We start from the raw sequence: 25,938 nt of genomic DNA, 5'->3' as shown, positions 1-25,938 counted from the left end.
GCAATGAAAAGGGTGTTTATGAACGCGCCGGCAATTATTTCCCATTTTGATATCAAACAACGTTGGATGGCTTGTCATGTCAAACAAGCTCAGTTTCCAACCAAAGAAAGCCTCACCGGCTATGATATCTATCACGCCGCCACTCAGTCACCTGAACCCTTCGTTATGCCTGCGGCCCCAGCCACTCATCCATTAACGCTTTACTGGGTTGATAGCCATCCACTAATGATCCAATACGCCAAGCTTCAAGCCAAACAGTGGCCAGAATCAGATCATGCAAACATGCTGGCATACTTCGCACAATTAGCGCTTCAAGATGGCGTAGAAGTCGCTGAGGCCGGCGTTTCTTTATGCATTGGCACCCAAAATGGTGAAACCTGCGCCGCCGCCATGCGGGTCGACACTCAAGAAAACGGCCAGCCGATAAGCGGTATTTATGATCTGATTGCACCCAGTGACGACGCCCGCGCACAACTTCTACGCGCAATGATGGATAAGACAGACGACAACCGCCAATGGGTGATAGCGCGTTAAGCAATCATGACACATTGAGTGTTACTTTCGTCGCGATTGTACCTACTGCATCAACGACTCGATATTTTGATTGATGCTCATCTTGGTGTTTTATCATGGCGTATCAAAGGCTTAACTACGCTGTCTAAGCCTTCGACCTTGAGTGCCAAGCACAATTGCATCAAGTCACCGAGCTCGCCGTCGGGGAATTCCGCTTTGTTTTGAAACCACAGCAAGTATTCTTCAGGCAGATCAATCAATACACGGCCGGCGTATTTGCCAAACGGCATGGGCATATTGGCCAATTTAATCAGTTGCGCTTTGTCCATGAAGCGATCCTACCCGATTACGCTGTGGCTTGCTGGGTGCTATCACGTTGCTGAGCAATCATCTCAAGGAGCATGGTTTCTCGTACCAACGATTGGCCCGCTTTGTCGCTGTTTGCCATCACCGCTTTGTTATGCGCAATCGCGTGATTCAAACGTACCCATACCGGGCGCATCCCATTATGTCGCTCATAATGTTCAAATGTCGGCGTTCCAAGCTCACGATCCACCTGGCAATAAAAACAGTAAGAGAGCATGTGCATCACATCGGCGCCGTCGCGATGCCAAGGACGATATTCCTCAAAACAACCAAACGGTTCAATATCTCGGATACCTCGGGCACCCGTCTCTTCTTGCAGTTCGCGGATCATGCCTTGCTCTTGGGTTTCCCCTTGGTCAATTCCGCCACCGGGCAGTGAATAATCATCATAGCGTGCGGTATACATCAGTAAGATCTCATCACCCTGCAAAACAATCGCGCGTGCTGCATCACGCTTGATAACAGTTTTACTCTCTAGCGGTAGCACCCGCTCATCGGTATGTTTGGCAATAATCTGCATAGAACGCTCAGAAAAAATAGATATTAAGCGCGAGAGTATATCACACATAGCGCATCACAGAGCGGCTGGTCTTGTCCGCACCGAAACTTAATTTTCTCCGCATTTAAATAGCGTGGGTACGCCCTTTGAGCAATACTGTTTCCGATATTCATATTGAACACTCCCGCACACGCATGGCAAAACCTGGCTATGTGCGTCGACCTGAAACGATTGAAAAGCTGCGTCAAAGTGGGGGGCAGCATATTTTGGGCACTAGACATCTGTGTCGACGCATTTTGTTAATCCTGTGACGTCGCAGGCGCTTTTGCGTATACTGCCTCGCCTCAGTGACCATTTTGGCCAAAGGTTGTTTTGGCCAAAGGCTGTGTTTCACCAAAGACTGTGGCTTTGCTAAATAAACGATAGAGAGAAAACAATGAGAGTATGCGCGGTTGATCTAAAAGGCAACGAAGCCAACCTGGTATTGCTAGATAGCGAGAATGACCTTTTTTCGGTACCTGATTGTCGAGCAAAGAAAATCAATGTGCCATCACCCGAATCACAAGAAAGCATTCAACATTTCCACCGCACCATGAGCAAGCTGGTCGAAGACTATCAAGTAGAAACGATAGTGATCCGCGAGCGTCAAACTAAAGGTAAATTCGCCGGAAGCAGTGCGGGCTTTAAAATGGAAGCGGTCTTGCAGCTTATCGATGGGGTTGAAGCAGAAGTGCTGCCTAATAACATCATGAAGCAAACACTCAAACGCCACCCGATCGATGTCAATCTAAAAGAATTGGGCTTAAAGCAGTTTCAAGAGCATGCGTTTTTAACAGCCTGCGCCTATTGCAATCAAGATAAGAAGTAATCATCGACCACAGGGATGTGTCATGCCAGTTATCCGATATCCATCGCCATTAGGCATGCTGACACTAGAAGCGGATACCAATGGGCTCACGGGGCTATATTTGCCTCGCCGAGCACCGTCATCCTCAGCGGCAAGCATCGCGCACGACGGTGGCCCCATACTGGATGAAGCATGCCGTCAACTAGATCAATACTTTGCAGGAAAGCGGCAGGCATTTTCTCTGCCACTTGCCCCGCATGGTACATCGTTTCAACGCCGTGTGTGGGCCGCTTTGCAAACCATTCCGTATGGGCACACTGCCAGCTATCAGACCATTTCCAATGCCATCGGCAATCCAAAAGCCAACCAAGCGGTGGGCGGTGCGAATGGCAAAAACCCGATTTCTATCATCATTCCTTGCCACCGTATCATTGGCCGCCAAGGGCAGCTGATTGGCTACGGGGGCGGTCTTGCGGCCAAACAAGCTTTGTTGATGTGGGAAGCAACCGGCGAATGGCCAACCAAGCTCCCCAGTCCGCAAAGTGGCAAAGATAAAGCCTTTGGCGCGTGACTACGCCGCTAACGCTTTAATCAGGCGCTCTGGCGTGAGTTGAAAACCGCAGTGCAGATAAAAGCTTTGCGCATCGGCTTTGTGATAACTCGGTACCACTTCAATCTGATCACACCCTCTTGCCAGTAAATAGGTCTCCGCGGCACTGAGCAACTGGCGGCCGAGGGTCATGTCCCGAAAATGCTCATCTACCATAATGGTGCTGATACGCCCTAAATGGTTGGATTTATCCAGTTGTAAGATCACGTTGAATGCCACCACGCCTGCCACCAATCCACATAGTTCTACGACTAAGACATTAGCATCCTCTGCGTGAATCAAGTCGGTGAGCGTTTTCTTCATTTGACTCAACGAAAGGGGATCAGGCTGACAGCGCACACACAAGGCGCAAATAGCATCAATATCGTGAAGGGTTGCCGGTCTAATCATGGTGTCTTCCTTGGTTGCCGAAGATAAGTCTCTAACATTTGCTATGGGCTAGGCCGTTGCATGGTAGCCCAGCCCCAAAACGATAAAGCGACGATTACTGTGCCTGTGCCATTTGCCCGCCTTTGACTCGTGAAAGGGTGACACGACGGTCAAAGAAAAAGCCCTCATTGTTGGCTTGATCGGCCAGTGGCTGACTGTCGCCATAGGCAATCGTCTCTAACTGATTCGCGCTAACCCCGACTGACACCAAGTAATCTCTTACCGCCTGTACACGGCGCTCAGACAGATCTTGATTGTAAGATTGACGACCGCGCGGGTCTGCATAACCGGCTAATTGCCACTGTGCCTCGGGCATTTGTTGGATAAAATTCGCTAATTCATCCAGCTGAATCATAAAGTGAGGTTCAATCTCGGCCGAGCTGGTTCGAAACTGAATATTCATCGCCAAGTCTATGTCCTCAATAGAATGTTGCTCTGCACGCAGGCGGGCAAGCTCTAACTGCGCCTCATTATATTTTTGCGTGACAAGGCTCAGTTGCGTGTTTTTCGCATTCATGGTTTCAATCGTATCTTGCTGCTCAGTCGCAAGGGTTTCAAAACTCGCATTTTGCCCCATCACTGTGCCTATGATGGCGCCAGCCACCGCACCGACCGGTCCTGCGACCACTGCACCAGCAATAGCGCCGCTGCCCATACCGATCAATTCTGGCTTTTTGTCTCGCTCGACTTGCGTGGCGGCCATGCCTTGTGGTGTTGCAACAACAAACATAGAAACCGCAAATACAGAATGTGTGAGTGCTTTTTTAATATCCATAGTGTTCTCGTCCTCGAAAGAGTGGGTGTTGTGCCGTGCTGGCAATGAGGACATTAAAACAAGCGGATCAGGCAATTTACGGCTATAAAAATGGCAATGTGACGATCAATAATGGCAAAAATATGGCAATTGCGCGGAATCCGGCAAAAGGGGTTTTCTCTGCGCTGAGTTTGGGTATAGTCACTGCAACACTCGTGACCTATCCCGTACCATGAAGCAGATAGCAATTGTTGAAGATGAAGCCGCCATTCGCGATAACTATGCCGATGTGATTCGTCGCCAAGGCTATCAGGTTAATACCTACGCCGATCGTCCATCCGCCCAAACCGCTTTTGAGCAGCGGCTACCTGATTTAGCCATTATTGATATTGGTTTAGGCAATGAAATTGATGGCGGCTTTGCGCTATGCCAAGCATTACGCGCACTATCAGCGAACGTGCCCATTATTTTTCTGACCGCGCGTGATAGTGATATCGATACCGTGGTGGGATTGCGGATGGGAGCAGACGATTATTTAACCAAAGATGTGTCGCTCCCGCATTTGATGGCGCGCATTGCCGCTTTGTTTCGCCGTAGCGATCTCTTAGCACAAGCACCGTCGACAGAAGACAAACGCTTGCAATCTGGGCCGCTCTATCTCGATCTTGATCGTATGCGTGTGTACTGGCATGACCAGCTGATTGATCTTACCGTGACTGAATTTTGGATGGTCCATGCCCTGGTTAAACGCCCGGGACACGTGAAGAGCCGACAAGCTTTAATGGATGAGGCACATGCTGTTGTGGATGACAGTACCATTACCTCGCACATTAAGCGGATTCGGAAGAAGTTTATGGCCATTGATAACCAGTTTGACTGTATTCGAACGGTCTATGGCATGGGGTATCGCTGGGATGAGGCACCAATATAATGGCAAGATGGCGTCGGCTAACTCAAGGTTTATGGCCTTATTTGGTCGGGATCCGAACTAAAATTGTCGTGCTCTCTAGCTTTCTATTGCTTTTGCCTTACCTGGGTTATCAATATGTCTGGGAGATGGAAAGCGTCTTACGTCAGGGCCAAGAACAAACTCTGATGGGCACAGCTCGCGCATTTGCAATGGGGATGAACGACCGACCGGCACTTTTCACTCATCGTCACTCACCAACGCGCCTCGATCCAGGTAAAGATTTGCATGCTTTTCGGCTTACCCACCCCATTACTCTAGATGGTGATCTACGCGAGTGGCAACGCTATCAGCAGCATCAGCGCAATTATCAGCGTGACGGGTTAATTTTCAATCAACGCCCCTATCACAGCGAGCAGCTATCCCTATCGGTACTGACAGCAAGCAATGACCACGCCGTCTACTTAGCGCTCGATATTGTCGATGCGACCCCCACCCCTTCGCAAGATCAGAGCGATCTCACCAGTCAGGATCATCTTATTGTTGCACTAACCTCTCCCCAAGGCGCGTTTTACCGCGTGGCCCTCAGCCAAGATCCGCGCTCACGCGATGCTCATGTGACACATTTAGCAAGTGGATTGCCTGTAAAGTCCAATCAACATGAAACTGAGGGGCCGACGCAACCTTTACCCATTGCCGCTAAATGGCGTACGACAGACACTGGCTATCAAATTGAGATAAAACTTCCATCAGATTGGGTGGGTCAACAACTCGGGCTGGCCTACTACGATCTGGACGATAGTTTCGAGCGCCCATTACGTGCCATTATTGGCACAGCCTCCACACGCACACCGACGTCACTTGGCAGTTTTATGACCCCCTCTGCCGCGATTCAAACCCTTATTGAACGCATGAATAATGACGCGTCGCGCGTTTGGGTCGTAGATACGCATAGCCGAGTGCTTGCTAAAGATGGCGATATCCAAACCTCAAACGGTGTCTGGCAGTCATCATCGGCGCCACAAACGCGCCACGGATTGATTGCTTGGCTTACCGATACACTGCTCCGCCCTTGGTACGATCGCTTGCTAGTGACACCACCTGATCATTTTATCGATGCGATGCAACAAGCTTCTATTTACAAAGGTGTACAGGCACAGCAGGCACTACAAGGGCGCCCTTATGCGGGGTGGCGCAGTTCGGATGATGGCCAAGCTATGATTCTCTCCGCCGCCTACCCCATTTGGCTCAACAATGACGTCGCGGGCGCGGTGATCGTTGAAGAAACCACCAATGGCATTCGCAGTTTACGTAATGACGCTCTCGAAACGCTTTTCTCGGTGATGCTCGCGGTGATCTGCACGGGCGTTTTATTGCTGTTGTTATTTGGCTCGCACATTGCTAAGCGTTTACGTCGCTTACAACATGAAGCGGATCACGCCATTGACAGCCAAGGACGCGTCACAGGCGCCATCACAACCGCAGACAGCCAAGATGAAATTGGTCGCCTGTCACGCACCATTGCCGATATGGTCGGACGCATTGCTGGCTATAATCAGTATCTAGAAAAAATGGCCTCGCGCCTGTCCCATGAGTTACGTACGCCCATTGCTGTCGTACGATCCTCGCTTGAAAATATGGCGTACACCCAAACCGATCCCAGCCAGCTTACTTATATCAATCGCGCTCAAGATGGAGTTCAACGCCTTGCCGGCATTTTATCAACGCTAACCGAAGCGACGCGTCTAGAACAAAGCTTTGACAACGCCGATAAAGAGCCTGTTAACCTCAATGCACTGCTAGATGGATGCACTCAAGGGTATCGACTGGCGTATCCAGAAAAGACGTTCGCGCTGACGCTCCCTGAACAGATCATCACGCTTGAAGGTGTCCCCGATTATTTGGCGCAGTTGCTCGACAAATTGATCGCCAACGCGGTGGAATTTGACGACGGTGCGGCGCCCATTACGCTTGCGCTTAGCGTGCATGCTGACAAAGTGACCATGACCGTCACTAATACCGGGCCACTGCTCCCGAGTGATATGCGCACACAGCTCTTTCACTCTATGGTGAGTGTTCGGCCCGCTCATCACGGCGCCGATAAACCTCATCTCGGTTTAGGACTCTATATTGCGCGTCTTATTGCCGATTTTCATCAAGCTCAACTCACCGCGGCTCACCGTCCGCAACAAGACGGCGTGACACTGTCACTTACATGGTCAATCGCACAGATAACAATCCATTGATTGATCTAAAACGCATTGGCCCCAATACTGAACCGAACACCTCATCGCGATCAGAGCCAATTCATTAGCCTGGTGGCGAATAAATCTCCTACCGATAAAGCAAGGAGCAACGATGATTGAATTCTATTCTGCTGCAACCCCGAACGGTCAAAAGGTCGCAATTGCACTGGAAGAAATGGGATTGGCCTATCAGCTCCATCCCATTGATTTAATGGCTAACGAACAAAAACAACCTGACTTTCTCGCCATTAATCCCAATGGGCGTATTCCTGCGATTGTCGATAAAAGTAATGGCGATTTTCCAGTCTTTGAGTCTGGGGCAATTTTGCTTTATCTCGCGGAAAAAACAGGGCAGTTTTTACCTGAAGATCCTAAGGCGCGGTCACAAGCGATACAGTGGTTGATGTTTCAAATGGGGGGCGTTGGACCCATGATGGGGCAAGCGAATGTCTTCTATCGTTATTTCCCAGAGAACATCCCCGCTGCCATTGAACGCTATCAAAAAGAGGGGCGCCGCCTGCTTGAGGTTGTTGACCATCAGTTGCAACGTCACTCTTACCTTGCCGGTGATAGCTATACGATCGCTGATATGGCCACGTGGCCTTGGGCAAGAATTCATGCATGGAGTGGTATTGATGTCACTGGACTCGACGCGTTAAAAGCCTGGATCGATAAACTGGCTGAACGTCCGGCGTGCCAAACCGCGTTAGTCACCCCAGCGTCCGCCGAAGCCAGTGATGAAGAGCGTGCCCAGCAAGCCAGAGGCATGGTGACACGTTAAACAACGCGATATACTCAAAACAAAGAGCCATAACAAGGTAACGGGTAGCCAGCCGGACTGTCCGTTACCTTCCCGTGATAGGTTAAGGAGCGTCTGTGTTAACCCCGTGTATTGGTCATTGTCGTCGTGAAGACGATGTCTGTGTCGGCTGTAAGCGCACACTCGATGAAATCATCAACTGGGGCAAAATGACTGACGACGAACGTGCGGCAATTATGGCTCAGCTCTCACAAAGGCCTGATCCACAACGGCCAGAACCTGCTCGTCGCTCAAGAAACCCGTTCAAGCGTCGTATCATCTGATGGCGCCAGCGGCTTACGGTATTCGATAATCACTGTATGGCCCTCGTAGTAAACCGCTTCAATATCACCATCAACAACGACTTTGTTGGTAACTAATACGTCTTGGCTAACTTGCTCACGATTACGTAAGCTGGGCAAAATTTTGTTTGGCTCAACGCCCATGACATGACAAAAGGCGAATACAAACCGGCTCTCTAGTACACCATCACCATGGATACTGCGAGAAAATGTTAGGTGGCTCACTTCCAACTTTTTTGCCATTTCGCTTTGTGTGATCCGTGCTTTGGCTTTGTAAGACATCCAAGTTTGGTGCAGAGCTTGTCTGTCTTGCTCGTCAAACGTCATTCTGTTTTCCAGTCGGTATACAATACATGGCGGCCAGCGTAACAGACACATAGATTATAATGTCAGTCCCTCGTTAATCGCGGGTAAATCTTGCCGAGCACACCCGGCTCGGTTAGGATCGATTCATTCCGATTACCATGAGAACGCACTAATGGATATCAACTTAGCCAACCTTCCAGCTGACGAAAAACAAAAAATAGAGCTTGATAAACAAGCTGCGTATGCCGTCTGGAAAGTGGTGAATAACCAAGCGCCACAAAGCCTTTACGAACAAGAAGCCAATGTTTTGGTGGATTGGCAACGTGATGTCTATTTATCATCTGTTAACAAGTATCGCGCTCAACCTGAGGCCTTTATTATCCCTGAAACGGCGACTGATACGACCGAGCGCTGAAACCGTCCTTCATTCACACTTACCGTGATCAACGTTTTACACACTCAGGCACCAAACACGGTGAGTTGGTGCCGAACCGCACTCACCCTGCAAATACGATAACGTTTGTCCTCCCTCTCTACCACACGTACCGTTTTAAACCATCTTCTTCTGTCTTATTTTCATGACTCACTCAAGGCTAAAATGACGCTAGATTATCATACATTTTTTGTTTTTTAAGTTGGCAAAATCGTAGAACCCACTCTAGTGTTATTCTTATCAAGAAATCTTCTTTGTTTATGAAGCAACTTGTACTGACAGTCTTTTAAAAGAAAATGACAATCTTGTAAAAGAAAGTGTTGGCTGGGTGACTCCTTGGTGGTCTTATCATAACCGCATAAAAAAGCGGGCAATAAGTTCCCACCTTGCAAGGAATTCACCCTTACTTTTTAGACAGTTTACTGCACGCTCAGTAAGGGGTAATCGCTATGACCTTAGGGTTCAAATCTCGCATTATTTTGGGAGTGGGTTTGCTCGTGACCCTCTCTCTGATCGTCCTCGGTTCGCTGAATGCGATGTCATTACGCGACAACATGGTCAGTGCCCTGGTGAAACAAACGCAAAATAAGGTCGATCACCATGTGCTTGAATTAGAGCAATTAGTTCAATCCCAACTCAACGCGGTTGAAAAAGGCGCCGGGCACTTTGCCAGAAATTTGACCGAATCAGAGAATGTTGCCCAAGTACGGATGCTTGCCGATACGGCAGGTATCGCTAATGTGATTATGACTTACGAGAGTGGCCGTTCGTATATGTCAAACCACTCAAGCGACGGGATTACCACCAATGAATACGATTTTCGCGATCGTGATTGGTACCGTGCAGTTAAATCCAGCCAAGACATTCATTTGTCTGAAATTTATACGGACAAAGTAACAGGTGAGAAAGTGATCAGTGCCGTCGCCCCCGTGTTTGAGAATGGACGGTTTATTGGTGCCTTACTGGGGGACATTCCGCTACAAAATGTGATCACTCAGGTAAGCCAAATGCGCTTTGCGGGCGGCGCAGCCACACTCACCGATCAAAACGCGGTCTTTTTTGCCAGTGATGATCCGAATGATATTGGTAAAACACCGTCGCAAGTCAGTGCAAACTTCTCTGAAATGGAGAGTATGTTCCGCAACAATGAAAAAGGTCACCTCACGTTTCCCTATAGCGGCATCCAATTTGATGGCTACTTTCAACGGGTAAATTTGACTGAGGGGAGATACTGGACCTTGATGGTCTTTGTCGATCAAAAAACAGCACTGGCTGAAGTCACCGATGCTCAAATCGAATCGGTAGGCACAGGGATATTACTCTTGATCGTCAGCCTGGGCGCCATTTATGGCATTATTCAGGTCTCTTATCGACCCCTCCTTAAGCTTAAAGAAGCGGTCCTTGATCTCTCTCGCGGCGAGGGCGATCTAACAACACGTCTCGACGTTAACGGTAATGATGACCTAGCCCAGATCAGTGATGGCTTCAATCGGTTCGTCGAAAACTTACAAAATATGATGTTGAGCGTGGCAGAGTCCAGCCAGGCGATTTCGGCCAATATCAGCCAGTTATCACAAACGACCAGTGAAAATGAAGCTGTGTTAGATGCTCACTCAGCAGAAACCGAGCAAGTGGTCACCGCAATCACTCAAATGAGCGAGAGCGCACGGAGTATTGCTGAGAACGTATCTCAATCTAACAACATTACTGCAGCGGCCAGCAAAGAGGCCAATCAGTCACTAAAAGTGGTTGATAACGCTGTCGTCACGGTCAGTGCACTGGTTGATGAAGTGGAAGAAATGTCGGGCCGTATTACCAGCATGAATACAGATGCAAACCGGATCAGTGACGTCTTAACCGTGATTGGCGATATTTCAGAGCAGACCAACCTCCTTGCGTTAAACGCGGCGATTGAGGCGGCACGTGCTGGTGAACAGGGCCGTGGTTTTGCGGTTGTCGCCGATGAAGTCCGCGCGTTAGCGGCGCGTACACAAAGCAGCACAACTGAAATCTCTGACATGCTCACTGCATTACTCGATGGCACGTCCAGCGTGGTTGAAGCGATGGAAAAAACCAAAGAGCAATGTCAAACCACGGCCGATAAAACCTCGGAAGTCTCAAATAGCTTGACGATTATGAGCGCGTCGGTCACTGAAATTGACGATGTGAGTACACAGATTGCAACGGCTACCGAGCAGCAAAGTTCAGTTGCTGAAGAGCTCAGTAAGAACATGTTGTCGATACGCGATATGGTGAGCAAACTCGTGGATAGCGGGAATCAAACCTCTGCCGCCACCAAATCACTCACCCACTCTAATGAAGAGTTGGATCGGATGGTTAATAACTTTAAATTGCGCTAAGTGTCACTGGCCAAAGGCCATTACTCCCTATTGCTTTAAGCATCGTGATCAGGCGGCACTACTGCTGCTTGATCACCATCGTTAAAGGTTGTTGTTATGTCCCATTCACTGATATCCCACGCGTTAACGCCCGTTTTTTTAAATCAGTATCAAACAATCCACCAACATTTTTTTAATCGTGATCCTAAGCGTTGGCCTATTTATCACACACCAGAATTAGCGCACTGGCTTGCGAATGGCATGCAGCCTGCGTTTGAAAGCAGTGATGTGTTACTGAAGCAACAAACCGAGATCCCCACACAAAGTGACTTAGGCGCCACCACCTTTCCCAAACTTGCATTACAAGCAGCAACCCATTCGAAAGACTGGACGTCACCTCGATCGGTCGAAAATGTGATTACCGCACCGTGCGATCCTGCTATACACGGTGCATTACTGGCCACAATGGCCAATCCTAACCTGGTCTACAGTGAATATGCGGGTTTATCGGTCGAGTTAGAAAAGACGTTAGTCCGGCAAATGGCCAATCTCATTGGCTACGAACCTGATCTATCTACCGGTATATTCACGCAAGGTGGTACCTTTGGTAATTTGTATGGATATTTAATGGGGTTAAGAAAACAGTTCCCCCATTCCGGGCAACGCGGGTTGCAAGGGCAAGACTTCCGCATGATTAACTCACTTGCGGGTCACTACTCCAATATGACGAACTTAGGTCTATTGGGCACCGATATCCCCAGACAAGCGCTCCGAATCGAAGTCGATAGCAATAATCGGCTCGATCTAGATGACTTTTCTCGCACCCTCAATCAGTGTTTTGCCGAGGGCATTCCCGTCCCTACTGTCTTACTCACCTTTGGTACGACAGATACATTTGCGATTGACGATGTTGAGCGTGTCTGTCGCATTAATGAGCAAGCTTGCCAACGCTTTAATGTCACGGTGAAACCACATATTCATGTTGATGCCGCCGTCGGCTGGCCACTGATCATGTTTAATGATTACGCGTTCGACACCAACCCTATTGGTTTGAACAACAATCTATTAGAGAAGCTTCATACATTAGCGCCAAAAATTCGTGGACCCCGTTTTGCGGATTCTGTGACCATCGACTTTCAAAAGTGGGGATATGTCCCCTATACCGCAAGCTTGGTGATGTTTAAGCACCAAGCCGATATGGAGTACCTAAAACAAGATCCGCACTACTTCTCTTATTTCGAGTCAAACAAAACAGCGCAAACGCATTTGCAGTCGACCATAGAATGTTCTCGTGGTGCCGCGGGTGTCTATGGGAGTTATTGCGCATTGAATATGCTTGGCAAGCGCGGCTATCAAACAATGGTAGGACACGGCTTACAAAATGCCGAATACCTGAAAGCACACTTATCGTCACTTCCTCACTGCAAAGTTGTTGCGAAAGATAATCTCGGGCCAACAGTCGCCTTTCGTCTATATCAGCCTTCAGCAACCCTAAACGTCGATGCCGTTTTTCAACAAGAGCAGTCACTTCACCACGTTGGTGATAAAGTGGGTAGCATCACTCAACATAGCTTGTTTCATCGTCAACACTTCCTCAACCGCAAAGGCAAACAGCTACAAACAAATTGGGTAGAATCCATTGCCCATACAGAGTTTGATCATCACGGGCAATGTTTGTTTATTCCTGGAGAAAAAGCTGTATTTTTAAMCCCCTATACGCGCTATCACCATATCGAGCAATTTGTTGCTTCATTGCAACCCGAATCCTCGACACAGCTTGTTTAAACGCCAGGTTCACCAACGCCAAAAGTGAGGCATAAACAGTGCAAGGACGGTGAAATACTCCAAACGCCCAAGGATCATGGCAACATTGAGTATCCAAATCCCGGTGTCTGTGACCGGCTGGAAGTTGCTGCCCACTTCGCCAAACCCAGGGCCAAGGACATTAATACATGCCACAACAGCGGTAAAAGAGGACCAAAAATCGAGACCGGTTGTCATCATTAATAGTGTGAAGACWCCGGTCGTCAGCGAGGCAAGCGACATAAACGCCATGACCGCTTGGGTCACATCGTTCGACACCACTTTATCTTGATACCGAATCGGTAATACTGCCGACGGATGAACCAATTGATGAAGTTGGCGACGAATAATTTTAAACGTAATAATGTCTCGAATAATTTTATTCCCGCCCGCGGTTGAGCCAGAACAGCCACCGAGATAGGCACAAAACACCAAAAACAACGCCGTAGCCGCCGGCCAAGTACTTAAGTCAGCAGCACCGAAACCGGTACTGGTAATAAACGACACCACGTGAAATGCAGCATAGCTAAGAGAGGCCCACAGCGAGTCGTATCGTGCTTCACTATAAAGATATAAGCCAAGTATTGCCGACATGCACGTCACGACAATAAGAAACACACGTGATTCCTCGTCGTCGATGTAGAGCCTCAAACCACGCCAACCGATGCGAAAAATACGAAAATGTAGCGCAAAGTTAATCGCGCCCAATAGCATAAAGACATTCGCAATCATAAGCAGCGTATGACTTTGAAAATACCACATACTCGCGTCATGGGTTGAAAATCCACCCGTTGATACCGTAGAAAAGCTATGTGCAATCGCATCATATGCGCTCATTCCCGCAAGGTAATACGCCAGTGCGCAGGCCAAGGTAATCACCAGATAAACCCCCCACAAATAGTGCGCGGTCTTAGCGATACGTGGCGATAGCTTTTCATCTTTGATCGGGCCTGGCGTCTCTGCTTTAAGCAACCGCATGCCCCCCACGTTGAGCATGGGTAACACCGCAACCACAAAGATAACAACGCCTAAACCTCCCATCCACTGGAGAAATTGGCGATACAGCAGAAATGCCGCTGGCATGTCATCGAGACCGCTGAGAACAGTTGCTCCGGCAGTGCTCAGTGCGCTAATAGATTCAAACGTTGCATCGGCAAAGTTAACGCCTGTCACTAGCTTTATTGGTATTCCGCCAAGTAGCCCCACCAACACCCAAGTCAGCGTTGAAAACAACAAGGCATCGCGAAAGGTGACCTGATTGAGCTTACTTTTACGAAATAACCAAGAAATCACTAATGATGCCAGCATCATGAGTAAGGAGGGATAGAAAAAGAGTGTCGAGACACCGTCGCGAAAAATAAACAACGACAAAAGCCCGAAAACAAATTGCACGATGCCCATCCATAAAACAGGCATGCCAAGAAGACGCAGTGTATTTTGAAAGTTAATCATGACAGGGGCAACTCATCATTAACACGCCGTGGTGTGTAGGCTCCATTACCTACCACGCGTAACAACAGTGGCATGGCGAGTCCACCTCGCCGTCTAACTCTATCGGCCTTGTTTCATCATAGCAATATCAATGAAAAGCCCTATATCCACGTCGTTAATACCCTGCGAACAAGGCATTACATCGCAGACACAAACAAAAAAGCCGAGCATCACTGCTCGGCTTTAAATTATTTATTGTGCTTGACGACGCTCACCGCGTGCAGGCGCGCGACGCTCATTACCACGATCGCGGTTAAAGCGACGTTCACCACGGCCACCGCGGCTATCACGGTCATTACGGCCTCGGCCACCGCCGTTACGGTCACCACCACGACGTTCACGCATGATCTGACCTTCAACACGTTGTGCGTTGGTCTCTTTTTGGCGAATACGCAGTTTTTGCAATTGCGCAAAGACTTCTTTCGGCATGGTTTTTGGCAGCTGCACAAACGTATGGGCAGGTGCGAGTTTGATTGCGCCAATGTTGTGCTTGTTCAAGCCAAGTTCGTTAGCAATCGCACCTACGATGTCTTTTACTTGTACGCCTTGCTCTCGGCCAACATCTAACTGATACGTATCCCAGTCTGCTGGGTTGGTATCACGGCGATCAGAACCACTTGGACGCTCATCACGACGGCGTTCACGACGCTGCTTTTCACGTTCCATTGCCGCGATCATTGGGTCTGGGCCTTTATAGAACAAAGGACGTTTACCTTGCTGGCGCTGGAGTAACATAGCAGCTAGTGTGGTTGCATCTACGTCAATATCGTTTTGTAGTTGCTCAATCAGTTCAACGAATGGACCCATCGCATCGCCATCTTTCTTCTCAGCCAGTTCACTGGCCAGTTGAGCGACACGTGCCTCAGCGACCTTATCGCGATTCGGCAGTTGGATTTCTTCCATTTTAGTCTGAGTAACACGCTCGACGGTACGCAGCATCCGCATTTGGTTGGTGCGGACCAACAAAATTGCTTTACCCGCACGACCGGCGCGGCCAGTACGACCAATACGGTGAATATACGATTCAGCATCAAACGGGATATCATAGTTAAATACGTGGGTGATGCGGGCTACATCGAGACCACGCGCAACCACGTCGGTTGCCACTAAAATATCAATCACACCACGTTTCAAATGATCGACCGTGCGTTCGCGCAATGATTGCGGAATATCACCATGCAAAGCTGCCGCTTTAAAGCCGCGAGCTGATAGCCAGTCGGCCAGGCGCTCAGTGTCTTGGCGAGTACGCACAAAGACGATCGATGCATCTGTGTCTTGGGTTTCGAGTAGACGGCTCATCGCTTCGTCTTTTTCGACACCTTTAACCACCCAGAATTGTTGCTCTACTTTTTCAACAGTGCGGTTGCTACCGGCCACGTCAACACGAGCGGGATCACGCAAAAAGCGATCAACAATTTGTTTTACGATTGGCGGCATGGTCGCAGAGAAAAGAACACGCTGTGCGCTTTCTGGTGCCTGCTCCATGATCCAGGTGACGTCGTCGACAAAGCCCATTTTGAGCATTTCGTCGGCTTCATCAAGAATAAAGGTATGAACTTCGTCAAGCTTAAGACGGTCACGGTTAATCAAATCTTTTACACGACCCGGTGTTCCCACCACGATGTGCGCGCCACTTTTTAGTGCTTTCATTTGATCAACAATCGACGCACCACCATAGATCTCAAGAATTTTGAGGCCTTTGATGTTTTGTGCCAGCGTTTTCATCTCTGCAGCAACCTGAATCGCCAACTCACGCGTTGGTGCCATCACAATCGCTTGCGGTTTGTGTTGGTTTAGGTCAACTTTGTTCAACAGCGGTAGTGAAAAAGCAGCGGTTTTACCGGTACCGGTTTGCGCTTTACCGAGTGCGTCACGACCTTCGAGGAGTGCAGGAATGGAGGCGGCTTGGATAGGTGTCGGTGTTTCAAAGCCCATTGAGTCAAGCGCAGACAAAAGGGTGTCGGCCAGATCTAACTGGCGAAATTTGGTTACAGATTCTTGCATTGGGATCCCAATCTATGAGTGTAGCGAAACGGGGCCCCTTCAGCGTTCTGCTCAACCATGAAACACTGTCTTTTATACAGTGTTAGTCACCAGCGCTACGGGCCTCAGTCATTAAGGGTGAATATACTGCGCTATTTACACCAAAAAAGCCAGAAAAAGTTGAACAAGTTCACAAAAAACAGACCTCATGGACATATATCTCGCAGCTTGTCGATGAAGCCAACAAACAGTGGACAAAAAAAACTCAAACAAAACAGAGCACGAGGAGCCTGGTGTGGTTCACAGGATTTTATTGCCACGGGTTGGTTTTGAAACAGTGAATACGTATAGTGTGGCGATCCGTTAATCGAGACCCAAGTTAYGTTTCAAGACAATCCCCTGCTCGCGCAGTTAAAGCAACAGATCCAAGAAACCCTGCCCAAAAAAGAAGGACAGGTAAAAGCCACCGAGAAAGGCTTCGGCTTTCTCGAAGTTGACGACAAAACCAGCTTTTTTATCCCACCACCGTATATGAAAAAGGTACTACATGGCGACCGCGTAGAAGCCATTGTTCGTACTGAAAAAGATCGGGAAGTGGCAGAGCCAGAAACACTGGTTGAACCAAGTTTGGATCGCTTTATCGGTCGCGTGCAGTGGGTTCGTAACCGTCTGAATGTCGTGCCTGATAATCCACAAATGAAAGACGCCTTACGCGCGAAAACAAAGCGCGGCCTGTCACAAGACGGCTTAAAAGAAGGTGATTGGGTCGTTGCATCGCTGACGCGTCATCCTCTTAAAGGAGATGACCACTTTTTGTGCGAAATCAGTGAAAAGATCACCGACGCAGAAGACAAAATTGCCCCTTGGTGGGTCACCTTAGCCAAGCACAACCTGCCTAACCAAGAGCCTGCGCCTAAAGACGCATGGCCAATGTTAGAGCAGGGGCTTACGCGTCGTGACCTCACCGATCTTCCCTTTGTGACCATTGATGGTGAATCGACCAAAGATATGGACGATGCTCTGTATGTGGAAGCCAACCCACAAGGTGGCTTTAGCATGACAGTGGCAATTGCCGATCCCACCGCCTATATAGATGCGGATGATGAACTCGACCAGGTTGCACGTAATCGCGGATTCACCATTTATCTACCTGGGCGCAATATCCCAATGCTACCGCGTGATCTCAGTGATGATTTGTGCTCCCTCCGTGAAAACGAACAGCGCCCTGCACTTTGTTGTACCTTCAATATTGCCGCGGATGGCACCATTGCCGATGACGCAGAGTTTTTCTCCGCATGGATCCAATCACATGGCCAGCTAGCCTACGACAAGGTGTCGGATTACATCGAGCAAGGCGAGCAAGCTCAGTGGCAACCGCAGACACCGGCGATCGCTGACCAGATTCATCAGCTTCACCAATTTGCGTTAGCACGCATTCAATGGCGTGAAACCCATGCAGTGACCTTCCCAGATCGCCCTGATTACCGTTTTGAACTCAGTGAAGATAACGATGTGATTGCTATTCACACGGATCAGCGTCGTATTGCGAATCGCATTGTGGAAGAGTCGATGATCAGCGCTAACATTTGCGCGGGTCGTAAGCTAAGCGAATCGTTTGGGTTCGGTATTTTTAATACCCATGCTGGCTTTAACAGTGAAAAGCTCGACGATGTGGTCGAGCTGGTAAAAGCGCACGACGGCGAGGTGGACAGCGAAAGCCTAGCAACCGTCGAAGGCTTCAGTGCACTCCGTCGCTGGTTAAACAGCCTAGACACCACCTATCTTGATAACCGCTTGCGCCGCTTCCAAGCATACAGCGAGATTGGTCATGAGCCAGCGCCACACTACGCAATGGGCTTAGATGTCTATGCCACGTGGACATCACCTATCCGTAAATACGGTGATATGATCAACCACCGCTTGCTTAAAGCAATTATTCGCGGCGAAACCGAAGCCAATACCCCGGCCGATACCGTGGGTGAAGAGCTTGCCGGCCACCGTAAACATCACCGTATGGCCGAGCGTGATGTGGCTGATTGGCTTTATACCCGTTTGCTCAAACCAGAAGTTGAAGCACAGACTCGGTATACCGCAGAGATCTTTGATATTAACCGCGCGGGTATGCGTGTCCGCCTACTCGAAAATGGTGCACCGGCGTTTATCCCTGGCTCACTGATCTTGGACAACAAAACTCGGATTGCCTGTGATAAAGAGACAGGCACAGTGACTATCGACGGTAACGTTGAGTTCAAGCTTGGCGATAGCTTAGAAGTGGTTATTGCTGATATCAAAGAGACCACCCGTTCGATTGTTGCCAAACCAACACAGGTATTCACGCTCTCGGACACGACTGAAAGCTAATTACTGTTGGTGACTTGATAGAAAGCCAAGCCATTGCTTGGCTCTCTTTTTTCCTGGAGAATGATAATCTAATCATTAAATAACGTTTATCATTAAACCATTGCAATTATCACAGCCTACGTGCCTAGCGAGTCGTTAAAAAGTGATAGCTAATGGTGTTACCTCAACCCGTTGAAGGGGTTTCATGGGGCTTTTACGTTCATCTGCGGTCCGAATGGGGATCCCGATTTGTTTATTGCTACTCCTCGCGGCAGGTTATCACCCTTGGTCACCTCACTCGCCCCCTATTACAACCTCATCTATGCTGCTCCCTATTTTCTTTTGCTCACTGCGCTGCTTTTAAGCCATCTGTTCAAAAGCGCACGCGTGGGCATGATGGTCATTATTTTATTAGTGGGATACACGATTATCCTAACGCGACTTCAATCCCCGCTTGAGCAAGGGACGAGTTATCTTGAGTACTTACTTTTAGCAGTCGCACTGCCCATTAATTTGCTCTATATGATCATCGTACGCGACCAAAAGCTCACCTCTCGGTTTGGGATGTTCTTTTTTCTCGCTATAGGTATGGAAATCGGGTGGTGTGCGCTACTGGTGCAGCAATTCGGCGAGTTATCTTCCTATTTTCAGCAGCATCCTATTTTAGTCAGGGCGGCATCGGTTAGCCCCATGCCCGTGCTGCTGATTGTGCTGCTCTCTATTTTAATTTGTATCAGTACTCTTCGCCTTTTGCGCAAAAATAGCATTGAAGATCATGCGGCTTTCATTAGCGTATTATGCAGCACGATTACCTTGGTGTTTTTTAATGTGCCGTTTATATCGGCACTCGTATTTTCGCTCGCAGGCCTGCTGTTGGTTGCCAACCAAGTATCATTCAGCCATCAATTAGCGTTCGTCGACGGGCTCACCGAAATTGCGGGACGACGCGCACTCGAAGATGAACTAAAACACCTTGGTCGTCGCTACACTTTAGCCATGCTCGATGTTGACCACTTCAAGCAATTTAACGACACCTATGGCCACGAAATCGGTGACGATGTACTTAAGCTTGTGGCTAAGCAAATGGCGTGCTGTGAGGGAGGCGCCAGTGCTTTTCGTTATGGCGGCGAAGAATTCACCTTATTGTTCAAAGGCAAAACCACTGAGCACTGTTTACCTTTTCTCGACGCATTACGCGAAGATATTGCTCACTACCCGTTAGTGCTACGCGATCAATCTCGCCCTCATGATGACAAACAGGGCCGACAAAAACGCGGGCGAGCGAGCGATAAAAAGCCCGTTAACATTACTGTGAGTATCGGATATGCCGATGCCTCGCAGGCAGATACGCCCGAAGACGTCTTACAATTAGCGCATAAGGCGTTATACAAAGCCAAAGAGGCAAGGCGAATTGTATTAAGGGCAGTGCGTGAAACCACTTTTATTAATGGCAATTGGTCAGCCGCAGACAAAAGCCATGATATGCAGTCTTAACTACACATCATAGCCTAATATCTTTAAAGAATAATTATGACGCACTTATGATGGCCGCTACCTTTTCAGGATGACTTAGTAGCAACCAATGTCCTGCGCCTTCAACGCGATGCAATTTAGCTTGGTCACAAGATTGTTCGATGAACCGCTGCTTATCCTCACCACAAGCCTGATCTTCACTGCCGTAAATAAGATCAACAGGTAATGTCGATTTTGCGAGTGTGGATCTAGTGTCTTGACGTGAACAAGCTAGTTCAGTCTGACAAGCATATTGCTCAACACTAAAGCGCTCAGCCATTTCTACAGCGAAGTCTACGCCACGCTCTCCAAGGTTTTGCTGATCACAAGGTGATATTTGCATCAAAGCTAATGCCTTAAAATCACCCTTTTGCTCGGCCAAGGATAGTAATTCTCGGCGACGCGCTTGTGACTCTTCTGGATCCGCTAATGCTGTCGATGCTACTAATATTAAGCGTTTTACTCGTTCAGGATATTGATTGAGTAATGCCAGTGCCGCGATCCCACCAAGTGAAAAGCCGACCAAAATAAACTCTTCTGGCAAATCTGCGACTAAGTTTGCTAGTTCGTCATCCCAGTTGCAATGCGCGCCCAAAGGTTTGGTGATCACCGGTTGAGTGGGGCTCAACTCAGCGATCACTTTATCCCATACTTGCTCATCACATAGTGTGCCTGGTAGCAGTACAATGGGTAATGCCATTAATAACCACCCGCAGAGACAGTCTCTTTCTCAATGTTGCCGATTTTGCCGACAAACTGCTGATAGGCATTTCTTAATGCGCCAGCATCATTGCCCGGAGTCACTAAATCAAAGCCTTGCTCTTTACGCTGTAGAGCATTCTCCAGACCTGAGCAGAAAATGCCGCTAAACAAGCCACGTTGTTTCGCTTGGCGCAACACATGTGCAATAGCGTCTTCCACTTTGTCACTGGTTGTACCTGGCTTTTCGCCAAGGCTATACGCCAGATCATTCGGGCCGATATAGATTCCGGTTAGCCCTGGTGTATCGAGGATCGCTTCAAGGTTGTCCAACGCCTGCTGAGATTCAATCATCGCAAGAACCATGATTTCATTGTCAGCATGCTCAGTGTAATCCTTGCCACCATAGGTGAGACCACGGGTTGGACCAAATGATCGAGTACCTAAAGGAGGGTAGCGACAAGCTGCGACGAGCTCACGGCAAATATCAGGCGTATCGACACTCGGACAAATGATGCCATAAGCGCCTGCATCTAATACCTTCATGACCATGCTTGGTTCGCTGGATGGAACCCTGACCAGCGGTACCGCTGGTGAGCCCGCTACCGCTTGAAAAATATGAACCAAATCACTAAAGCCAATCATACCATGTTGCATGTCCACTGTGACGCTATCAACACCCGTGTGAGCAATAACTTCAGCACCATAGCTACTTGGGATCGAAATCCAGCTATTGACCATTACCTGTTCTGCGGCAAATTTTTCTAGTAGTCGATTTTTTCTCATGATTAGTCTGCCAGTAGTGTGCTTTCTTCAACAATGAGCTTACGCTTAACAATGTAGCCACTCGCATCCAGTGTGTAACCTAGCTCGTATGCGTCCGCTAGGATTTTATCGCTAAACTGAGGACGTTTTCTCGCATCACCTGCCGTGATCATAATGAACTCAGCTTCTTGCTCAGAGTTGTTGTTAATAGTGCGCCATGCATCCGCTGGTACTGAGTAAGTATCGTTAGCTTCAATCGCGACTGTCACATCTTGCTGTTCATTCAAACCAAGCTCGATCTGACCGTGAGTCTGGATGATGACCATTTTCTCATCAATCTTGAAAGGACCAACTTTATTGCCAGCTGGCACTTTAACTACTTCCATCGTGAAGTTGTGTGGATTAGTAATATTGGGTTGAGAATTACGATCTTGGGTAATACCAAAGCCAATCACAGGTGCAATTGAACAACCATGACCCGGTAGTACAGAATCGATTAACGCATTTGAGTAGAATTGGCGGTTTTCGCGGCTACTGATGCGCCGTGACATGCCTGCTAGATTCACTTGACGTAGGTTCGCAAATTCTTCTTCTGGGAAAGCGGGCATTAATTCTGATTTGTCTTCTGGAAGTGTACCGCCTGCTTCAAGATCGATTAGAACATTTTTCTTCGTTAAGTACATACCAGATTCATTCGCAGCTTGCATGATGCCTGGGTGCCAAATAACACCACCCGTGTCATCTTCGCCAAGGCATGTGAACAACCAGCTGCCATCGGGCCCAGTATTAGTAAAGCCACGAAATAGCCACGTTGGGACTGAAAGAATATCGCCTTCTTTTGCCGTGTACTCGTACTCACCCTTTGCTCCCCAACGGAAGGTATACTCACCATAAGTACACATGAACACCTCAGCACTAAAATGGATGTGTAGATTATTCGTTACACCATTTGGCATCGATGCTGCACCAATATTAAAGCCATGTTTCTCTTTTAGGTTAATAACTTGGTTTTCACTTTGCGTCACGCCCGGACCAATGAGTGAGTAGTTACCTTTTGGAATGGAACCTGGTAGACGGCAATCAAGAAAGGCTTCGGTACAAGATACATATTCTTCACTTTTGATTAGGCGTTCTTGTGCTTCACGTTGAGTTAGGTTCATAGGGATTTCCTTATTTCTGGGTATTATTGTAATGATTGATCCATGTCAATCCGGCTTGGGTTGTGCTTGCTGGTCGATACTCACAACCAATCTGACCTTGATAGCCGGTGTTATCGATCAAACGGAATAGATAGTTATCATTTAGCTCACCACTGTTGGGTTCATTGCGATGAGGGACTGAGGCCGTTTGAATATGGCCTACATAATTCATGTATCGTTCATAGAGTTTGCTCACATCCCCATGAACGATTTGAGCGTGATAAATATCGAACTGTAATTTCACGTTGTTTCGATTGATTTGCTCAATTAACGTGATCGCTTTGTGAAAATCGCACAGATAGTAGTGCGGATTGTCACGACGGTTTAGCGGTTCAATCAACACATCAATCTGGTGATCGGCAAATAGATCGGCAGCATAGCGAATGTTATCAATAAAAATTTCGTCACTGAATGATAACTCGCTCTTCTCAGGAAGACTGCCTGCCATCACATGCACTTTACGGCACCCGAGGCCAACCGCGTAATCAAGAGCTTTGGTAATACTTTGTTGAAAACGCCCTTGATACTCGGCAATGGCAGCAAAGCCTCGCTCGCCTTGTTCCCATTCGCCAGCGGGAGCATTAAACAGTGAAAACTCGAGTTGGTGCTTTTCAAGTGTTTGTTGCAGCGTTTCTATCGGCAGTGAGTAGGGGAATAAGCACTCAACATAATCAAAGCCTGATGCACTCGCTTGCTCAAAGCGCTGCTCAAAAGGGAACTCTTGGAAAAGCATTGATAAATTTGCAGAAAAAATTGCCATTATTTTTTCATCTCGCGGAGCTCTTGTTGCTCTTGTTCATTTAAGTAACGCACGTCATGCCCTTTGAGCATCAGCGCCAACTTGGCAGTTTCTTCAAGCTCTTCAGCGTTATCGACCGCATCATAGAGATCCGTACCACAAACAACAGGACCATGATTAGCAAGCAAAAAGGCTCTGTTATTGGCGGCTAGACGAGCCAAGTCTTGTGCAATACGGGGATCCCCCGGCTTGTAATAAGGCACAACAGGTAATTGACCGATACGCATGATGTAGTAGGGTGTGCAAGCCTTAAGTGCATTGGTGTAATCCAAGTCTTTCAAACAGGAAACTGCTGTTAATGCCGTACAATGAAGGTGAACAATAGCACCGCAGTCAGACTTCTCGCGATAAATCGCCAGGTGAAACTCTGCTTCTTTTGAGGGCTTATCACCACTTAAATGTTCACCGTCCATACTCACAACAGAGAGGCGATCCATATTGAGTCGGCCTAGAGATGAACCTGTTGGAGTGGTTAAGATGTTCCCACTAGGCAACCGCAGCGAGATATTACCAGCCCCACCTGTCGCGTAGCCACGATCAAACAAAGACTGACACAAGTTCACAAATTCTTTTCTTAGCTCTGCCTCAGATTTAAACATGAAACATCTCCTGAGCTTGAGAAAAGAACTGCTCACTACCGAAGTTACCTGACTTAAGTGCTAAGGCAAAGTGACCATCGAGTGAGAATACCCAAGGTACGCCTGGGGCAATCTCTTTACCAATATTGAGCGCCGCTAAGTTGAGGTGTTGAGTAACCACTCCAGAGGTTTCGCCGCCCGCAACAATAAAGTTTCGAATACCACGATCAGAGAGTATTTCTGTTAGTTTGGCAAAGAAAGCTTCAACAGCGGCGCTGGCTTCTTCTGCGCCGTATTGCTGCTGGATCTGTTTCAGCTTTTCAACATTGGCGGTTGCATACACCATCGGAGCATAGTCAAGACCTTGCTGCTCCATTACCCATTCAGATACTTGTTGGGCATAACAGTCATCAATGAGGCAACGCTCAGCTTCAATAGCATAGGTAGGTGCTTTATCTTGGTATGCTGCAACTTGAAGGTTGGTCATTTGTGAACATGAACCAGACAGAACGACACTCGGTACTTTACTCGGTACTTTCATCTCTGAGTCTTGCTTTTTATGTTGAGAGGCAACGGCCGCGATATGATAAGCCAAACCCGAACCACCAGTAATAAGAGGCATATCAACTAAAGATTGTGCAATCAGAGATAACTGCTGTTCGTTGAATGCATCCACTACGACATATTTATGCCCTTCTTGCTGAGCGAGGGCGTACGCAGTTAGGATTGCATCACAGCCTTGTTCAACCGTTTGGTAGTTGACTAGCGCCGTTGTTCCACTAGCTTGAGCATTCATTAAGCGTGCAAGATTCGAGTCACGCATTGGTGTTATTGGATGATCTCGCATACCAGATTCATTGAGCAACACTCCATTGACATACAAATTGCCATTGAATACGCAACGTCCATTCAGAGGTAATGATGGACAAACAACCGCAAATTTGGTTTTTAATGCTGCCATTAATGCATCTGTTACTGGGCCGATATTGCCCTTAGCGGTACTATCAAAGGTAGAACAGTACTTAAAGTAAATCTGAGTGCAGTCATACTGCTGTAAATACGTTAGAGCATCAAGTGACTGGTTAATTGCCTCCGAAGGAGGACATGAGCGAGATTTCAAGCTGATTACAATCGCATCAGCATCGATTTCGATTGGGCTTTGCGGTACGCCACTTAATTGCACTGTGTTTAGTCCGCCTTTTACTAGGAAACTGGCAATATCAGTCCCTCCAGTAAAATCATCAGCAATAACCCCTATTCGCATTATTTACTCCATATCATCGGCATTATGCCCGTTAATGAGCTCACAATAACGCAACATCACATTTTTTAACAGTYGTGCATTTTTTTAACCCGAGATAATAAAATGCAAAATTTTAATTATATTCCTATATATATTTTAATTATATTCCTATATAT

The 25,938-nt window shown here is 48.0% G+C and carries 26 protein-coding genes; 13 read left to right on the top strand and 13 right to left on the bottom strand.

Annotation, left to right across the window (positions count from 1 at the left end; translation table 11 throughout):
• Positions 1 to 18 precede the first annotated feature (18 nt).
• Complete coding sequence (locus BZG77_RS11570) at positions 19 to 534, top strand: hypothetical protein (protein ID WP_077647346.1); 516 nt, start codon at positions 19 to 21, stop codon at positions 532 to 534.
• Between the two features lie 77 nt (positions 535 to 611).
• Here BZG77_RS11570 and BZG77_RS11565 read toward each other — a convergent pair whose 3' ends face one another.
• Together BZG77_RS11565 and BZG77_RS11560 are read right to left on the bottom strand one after the other, a co-directional pair.
• Positions 612 to 842 carry a DUF3820 family protein gene (locus BZG77_RS11565; protein WP_077647345.1) on the bottom strand — a complete coding sequence of 77 codons (231 nt, stop codon included), beginning with the start codon at positions 840 to 842 and terminating at the stop codon, positions 612 to 614.
• A gap of 17 nt (positions 843 to 859) precedes the next feature.
• Complete coding sequence (locus tag BZG77_RS11560; protein ID WP_021023003.1) at positions 860 to 1,399, bottom strand: NUDIX hydrolase; 540 nt, start codon at positions 1,397 to 1,399, stop codon at positions 860 to 862.
• A gap of 415 nt (positions 1,400 to 1,814) precedes the next feature.
• Here BZG77_RS11560 and BZG77_RS11555 point away from each other — a divergent pair, with 415 nt between their 5' ends.
• Together BZG77_RS11555 and BZG77_RS11550 are read left to right on the top strand one after the other, a co-directional pair.
• Complete coding sequence (locus tag BZG77_RS11555; RefSeq protein ID WP_077461364.1) at positions 1,815 to 2,246, top strand: DUF3010 family protein; 432 nt, start codon at positions 1,815 to 1,817, stop codon at positions 2,244 to 2,246.
• Between the two features lie 22 nt (positions 2,247 to 2,268).
• Positions 2,269 to 2,796: a methylated-DNA--[protein]-cysteine S-methyltransferase gene (locus tag BZG77_RS11550; RefSeq protein WP_077647344.1), complete on the top strand. Its 528-nt coding sequence runs from the start codon at positions 2,269 to 2,271 to the stop codon at positions 2,794 to 2,796.
• Here BZG77_RS11550 and BZG77_RS11545 read toward each other — a convergent pair whose 3' ends face one another.
• Entirely contained in the window at positions 2,797 to 3,225 is a 429-nt protein-coding gene (locus tag BZG77_RS11545) for a GNAT family N-acetyltransferase (protein ID WP_077647343.1), read from the bottom strand.
• A 94-nt stretch (positions 3,226 to 3,319) separates the two neighbouring features.
• Positions 3,320 to 4,039 carry a sortase-associated OmpA-like protein PdsO gene (pdsO, locus tag BZG77_RS11540; protein WP_158011339.1) on the bottom strand — a complete coding sequence of 240 codons (720 nt, stop codon included), beginning with the start codon at positions 4,037 to 4,039 and terminating at the stop codon, positions 3,320 to 3,322.
• A gap of 44 nt (positions 4,040 to 4,083) precedes the next feature.
• Here pdsO and BZG77_RS14850 point away from each other — a divergent pair, with 44 nt between their 5' ends.
• From BZG77_RS14850 to BZG77_RS11520, 5 genes are all read left to right on the top strand, one after another.
• Positions 4,084 to 4,254 carry a hypothetical protein gene (locus BZG77_RS14850; protein ID WP_158011444.1) on the top strand — a complete coding sequence of 57 codons (171 nt, stop codon included), beginning with the start codon at positions 4,084 to 4,086 and terminating at the stop codon, positions 4,252 to 4,254.
• Positions 4,251 to 4,949, top strand: coding sequence for a proteobacterial dedicated sortase system response regulator (pdsR, locus tag BZG77_RS11535; protein ID WP_077647341.1), 699 nt, complete (start codon positions 4,251 to 4,253; stop codon positions 4,947 to 4,949). The genes BZG77_RS14850 and pdsR overlap by 4 nt, the downstream gene beginning before the upstream one ends.
• On the top strand, positions 4,949 to 7,171 hold the full coding sequence (gene pdsS / locus BZG77_RS11530; RefSeq protein WP_077647340.1) for a proteobacterial dedicated sortase system histidine kinase: 2,223 nt from the start codon (positions 4,949 to 4,951) through the stop codon (positions 7,169 to 7,171). The genes pdsR and pdsS overlap by 1 nt, the downstream gene beginning before the upstream one ends.
• 112 nt (positions 7,172 to 7,283) lie before the next feature.
• Complete coding sequence (locus BZG77_RS11525) at positions 7,284 to 7,952, top strand: glutathione S-transferase family protein (protein WP_077647339.1); 669 nt, start codon at positions 7,284 to 7,286, stop codon at positions 7,950 to 7,952.
• 95 nt (positions 7,953 to 8,047) lie between these two features.
• Entirely contained in the window at positions 8,048 to 8,254 is a 207-nt protein-coding gene (locus BZG77_RS11520; RefSeq protein ID WP_021023966.1) for a DUF1289 domain-containing protein, read from the top strand.
• Here the strand turns inward: BZG77_RS11520 and BZG77_RS11515 are convergent.
• Positions 8,222 to 8,599 (bottom strand): hypothetical protein, encoded by a 378-nt coding sequence (locus BZG77_RS11515; RefSeq protein ID WP_021022994.1) that lies wholly within the window; start codon positions 8,597 to 8,599, stop codon positions 8,222 to 8,224. The genes BZG77_RS11520 and BZG77_RS11515 overlap by 33 nt on opposite strands.
• 151 nt (positions 8,600 to 8,750) lie before the next feature.
• Here BZG77_RS11515 and BZG77_RS11510 point away from each other — a divergent pair, with 151 nt between their 5' ends.
• The 3 genes from BZG77_RS11510 (at position 8,751) to BZG77_RS11500 (ending at position 13,135) form a co-directional block, all read left to right on the top strand.
• A complete protein-coding gene (locus BZG77_RS11510) occupies positions 8,751 to 8,993 on the top strand; it encodes a DUF3283 family protein (protein ID WP_021022993.1) in 243 nt (80 codons plus the stop codon).
• A 467-nt stretch (positions 8,994 to 9,460) separates the two neighbouring features.
• Positions 9,461 to 11,371 (top strand): methyl-accepting chemotaxis protein, encoded by a 1,911-nt coding sequence (locus BZG77_RS11505; protein WP_077647338.1) that lies wholly within the window; start codon positions 9,461 to 9,463, stop codon positions 11,369 to 11,371.
• A 96-nt stretch (positions 11,372 to 11,467) separates the two neighbouring features.
• On the top strand, positions 11,468 to 13,135 hold the full coding sequence (locus tag BZG77_RS11500) for a pyridoxal phosphate-dependent decarboxylase family protein (RefSeq protein WP_077647337.1): 1,668 nt from the start codon (positions 11,468 to 11,470) through the stop codon (positions 13,133 to 13,135).
• Positions 13,136 to 13,144: 9 nt separating this feature from the next.
• Here the strand turns inward: BZG77_RS11500 and BZG77_RS11495 are convergent, their stop codons facing one another.
• Complete coding sequence (locus BZG77_RS11495; RefSeq protein ID WP_077647336.1) at positions 13,145 to 14,605, bottom strand: TrkH family potassium uptake protein; 1,461 nt, start codon at positions 14,603 to 14,605, stop codon at positions 13,145 to 13,147.
• A gap of 231 nt (positions 14,606 to 14,836) precedes the next feature.
• Entirely contained in the window at positions 14,837 to 16,648 is a 1,812-nt protein-coding gene (locus tag BZG77_RS11490) for a DEAD/DEAH box helicase (protein WP_077647335.1), read from the bottom strand.
• A gap of 345 nt (positions 16,649 to 16,993) precedes the next feature.
• Between BZG77_RS11490 and BZG77_RS11485 the strand changes: the two genes are divergently transcribed.
• The gene (locus BZG77_RS11485) at positions 16,994 to 18,988 is read left to right on the top strand and encodes an exoribonuclease II (RefSeq protein WP_077647334.1); all 1,995 of its coding nucleotides are present in this window, start codon (positions 16,994 to 16,996) and stop codon (positions 18,986 to 18,988) included.
• A gap of 372 nt (positions 18,989 to 19,360) precedes the next feature.
• The gene (locus BZG77_RS11480) at positions 19,361 to 20,461 is read left to right on the top strand and encodes a GGDEF domain-containing protein (RefSeq protein WP_131826153.1); all 1,101 of its coding nucleotides are present in this window, start codon (positions 19,361 to 19,363) and stop codon (positions 20,459 to 20,461) included.
• 34 nt (positions 20,462 to 20,495) lie between these two features.
• On the opposite strand, the gene BZG77_RS11475 is transcribed toward BZG77_RS11480, so the two are convergent.
• The 6 genes from BZG77_RS11475 to otnK are packed head-to-tail and all read right to left on the bottom strand — an operon-like array spanning position 20,496 to position 25,783.
• Positions 20,496 to 21,179, bottom strand: a complete 684-nt coding sequence (locus tag BZG77_RS11475; protein WP_077647332.1) for an alpha/beta fold hydrolase — start codon at positions 21,177 to 21,179, stop codon at positions 20,496 to 20,498.
• Positions 21,179 to 21,964 carry an HpcH/HpaI aldolase family protein gene (locus tag BZG77_RS11470; RefSeq protein WP_077647331.1) on the bottom strand — a complete coding sequence of 262 codons (786 nt, stop codon included), beginning with the start codon at positions 21,962 to 21,964 and terminating at the stop codon, positions 21,179 to 21,181. The genes BZG77_RS11475 and BZG77_RS11470 overlap by 1 nt, the downstream gene beginning before the upstream one ends.
• 2 nt (positions 21,965 to 21,966) lie before the next feature.
• A complete protein-coding gene (locus BZG77_RS11465; protein ID WP_077647330.1) occupies positions 21,967 to 23,103 on the bottom strand; it encodes a hypothetical protein in 1,137 nt (378 codons plus the stop codon).
• 10 nt (positions 23,104 to 23,113) lie between these two features.
• A complete protein-coding gene (gene otnI, locus BZG77_RS11460) occupies positions 23,114 to 23,902 on the bottom strand; it encodes a 2-oxo-tetronate isomerase (protein WP_077647329.1) in 789 nt (262 codons plus the stop codon).
• On the bottom strand, positions 23,902 to 24,540 hold the full coding sequence (otnC, locus tag BZG77_RS11455) for a 3-oxo-tetronate 4-phosphate decarboxylase (RefSeq protein ID WP_077647328.1): 639 nt from the start codon (positions 24,538 to 24,540) through the stop codon (positions 23,902 to 23,904). Before otnC ends, otnI begins: the two co-directional genes overlap by 1 nt.
• Positions 24,533 to 25,783, bottom strand: coding sequence for a 3-oxo-tetronate kinase (otnK, locus tag BZG77_RS11450; RefSeq protein ID WP_077647327.1), 1,251 nt, complete (start codon positions 25,781 to 25,783; stop codon positions 24,533 to 24,535). Before otnK ends, otnC begins: the two co-directional genes overlap by 8 nt.
• Positions 25,784 to 25,938: the final 155 nt, after the last annotated feature.

It is taken from the genome of Salinivibrio sp. IB643 (assembly GCF_001996105.1).
Taxonomy (GTDB): domain Bacteria; phylum Pseudomonadota; class Gammaproteobacteria; order Enterobacterales; family Vibrionaceae; genus Salinivibrio; species Salinivibrio costicola.
The sequence above is the reverse complement of the archived record's forward strand: the minus strand, read 5'-3'. Positions and strand labels throughout refer to the sequence as shown.